The 2,404-nt window shown below is 68.7% G+C and carries 1 protein-coding gene and 2 pseudogenes; all 3 read right to left on the reverse strand.

The features are described 5' to 3' along the window. Window positions 1–236, reverse strand: a pseudogene (locus WB785_RS24680) (cyclodehydratase); the annotation flags it as partial. 223 nt (window positions 237–459) lie between these two features. After that, window positions 460–2,010: an alpha/beta fold hydrolase gene (locus WB785_RS24685; RefSeq protein ID WP_424082726.1), complete on the reverse strand. Its 1,551-nt coding sequence runs from the start codon at window positions 2,008–2,010 to the stop codon at window positions 460–462. 80 nt (window positions 2,011–2,090) lie between these two features. After that, a pseudogene (locus tag WB785_RS24690) lies at window positions 2,091–2,404 on the reverse strand (cyclodehydratase); the annotation flags it as partial.

The following is a 2,404-nucleotide window of genomic DNA, read 5'->3' on the forward strand; positions in this document are numbered from 1 at the left end:
AGCAGATCGTCCAGCTCACCGGCGCTCAAGTCGGAATGGCGTTGCAGCTCGCTGATCGATACCGGCGAATGCATGGCCTTGAGCAGGTTGGCCAGCCCGGCGGCGGTCACACCGCGCGGCGGCTGGATCAGCACGGCGCGGCGCGGACTCCACCCGAGCTGCACGGCGCCGTCGGGCCGGAGCAGCACCGGCAGCGCCGGATCCAGCGCATACAGCGACGGCGTGGGCTGCGCCATCCTGGCACTGTGCCACGGCCGTCAGGAGGGACGGATCAGCTCTCCACAGGACCGTCAGGACCGTCAGGACCGTCGGGTCCACGCTCGGTGGGTACGAGGTCGCCGACGTAGTGGTTGGGGAATTCGTCGCGGCCCGGGATCGGCATCGGTGTTACTGAATGCGACTCACCTGTTGAACGATGTCGAGGACTCAGTCACCTCCAAGCGCGCTGACCCCGGCTGTTCATCTGCGACCGGTGGCTGGGGCGAGGCGAGCAATCCCGCGCAGAATCCACGGTGCGCGCCTGGCCATCACCTCTACGGCGCGGTCCGAGCGGCGCATCGCAGTCCGACGGCCAGGAGTGGGCATTGACACCAGTTCCGCCTCAGGCGATCCCGCCCGCGGGCCGTGGCGATCGACCGCCAAAAGTTGCCAGGTGCCGGGCACGCCGCGCAGCTCGACGCTGCCGCGGTCCTCGAAGCCCGTGCCCGAGCCGACGACCAGGTCGCGCACGGTCCTGGAGACGAGGATTTCGCCGGCGCCGGCCTGGCCGCAGATCCGCGCCGCGATGTGTACCGCGATCCCCCCGATGTCCGCATCCAGCAGTTCGCACTCGCCGGTGTGGATGCCGGCGCGGATCTGGATGCCCAGTGTCTCGGCTTCAGTGCGCAACGCCTCCGCGCAGCGAATGGCCTGCGTAGGGCCGTCGAACGTGGTGAGGTGGCCGTCGCCGGTGCTCTTGACCACCGTGCCGCCGAATTGTTGCGTGAGGTCGGTGGTGACCTCACCGAAGCGCTGCAGCACCGCCCGCCACCGCTCGTCGCCCGTGGCCGCGGCGTGTTGCGTGGACGCGACGATGTCGGTGAATAGCACGGTGCGCAAGGCGCGGCGTGACGGCGCCGGTGCGGCATGGCTGCCGGTAAGGAACTCTTCGATCTCGGTCAGGATCCTGTCGGGCTCGGTGAGCCAGGGCCCGGCGTCCGCACCCTCGACCTCGAACAACCGCGCGCCGGGGATGTGGTCGGCGAGGTAGCGGCCGGCCTGCACCGGAGTGGGGTCCTCGCGGGCATGGATGACCAGGGTTGGCGCGGTGATCGTCGGCAGGATCGGCCGCACGTCGATCCGGAACAACAGTTCGAGTGACACCCGCGCCATCGCCGGGCTGGCGCTCATCCGCTCCAGCATTGCGAGCTGGCGGATCGACCCGAACGACGGCAGCACAGCTTTGAGTGCCGCACCGCTGCCCCACGCCGAGCGGGTGGCGCGGAAAAAGTCCTGGAGGCGGGCGAACTGCTCCACCGACGGCCAGTACTTCTCGTCCACCTCGGGATACATGCTCGCCATGCTTGCCCGCAGCTCGGCGGGATCGCGCTCAAGGTCGTCCCACCCCCCAAAGCCGGTGAACGCGAACGAGCCGTAAAGGATCAACGCCCGGGTTCGCTGCGGTCGGGTTGCCGCGAACACCATTGAGGCCGGGCCGCCCTCGGCAAAACCGACAAGAGCGGCCATTCGGAAGCCGACGGCGTCCATGACGGCCTCGATCTCGGCCGCTCGATCATCGAGCGTGCGAACCTGCGGGACCGGGTCCGACAGCCCGACCCCGGCCTTGTCGAACGCGAGGACGCGACAGAACGTGGCGAGCTGGTCGAAGAACGCCTTGAATTCGGGCATGGTCCAGAACAGCTCGACGTGGCTGACGGTCGACCCGGCGAAGACCAGCTCGATCGGTCCGTCGCCGAACACCTGATACGCCAGGCTCAGATCGCCGCACGGTGCGTACGACGTTTCCGGCACGGCATGAGCGTACTGCTGATCCCACCGCTCGCCGGGGCACCCAGTGATAGTCCGCCAGGTAATTCCATTTAGTGATTGCTTAGGCAGCTGGTCACACCGGGGATGACCAGCGGGCCGACCAGCCCGGTGCCGTCGCGCACCCGGACCGCGAGGTGCGCGACGCCTTGACTGTGCAGGTCACGCAGCATCCGCGGGTCCGCGACCAGGTTGTCGGACAACACCACCAGGTCGGCTTCGGTGGAAGTCACCGCGGCATGCGGCTGGCTGCTCTGTTTGACCCGGGCACCCGAACAGCGCAGCGAGTCGATCAGCAGTTCCGATAGTGGCCCGCGTCCATGCACCCGGATCGACGCCGACCGGACCGGCCGCTGCCGGCGACCCCGCGTGGCGACCC

This window comes from Mycobacterium sp., assembly GCF_049585075.1.
Taxonomy (GTDB): Bacteria; Actinomycetota; Actinomycetes; order Mycobacteriales; family Mycobacteriaceae; genus Mycobacterium.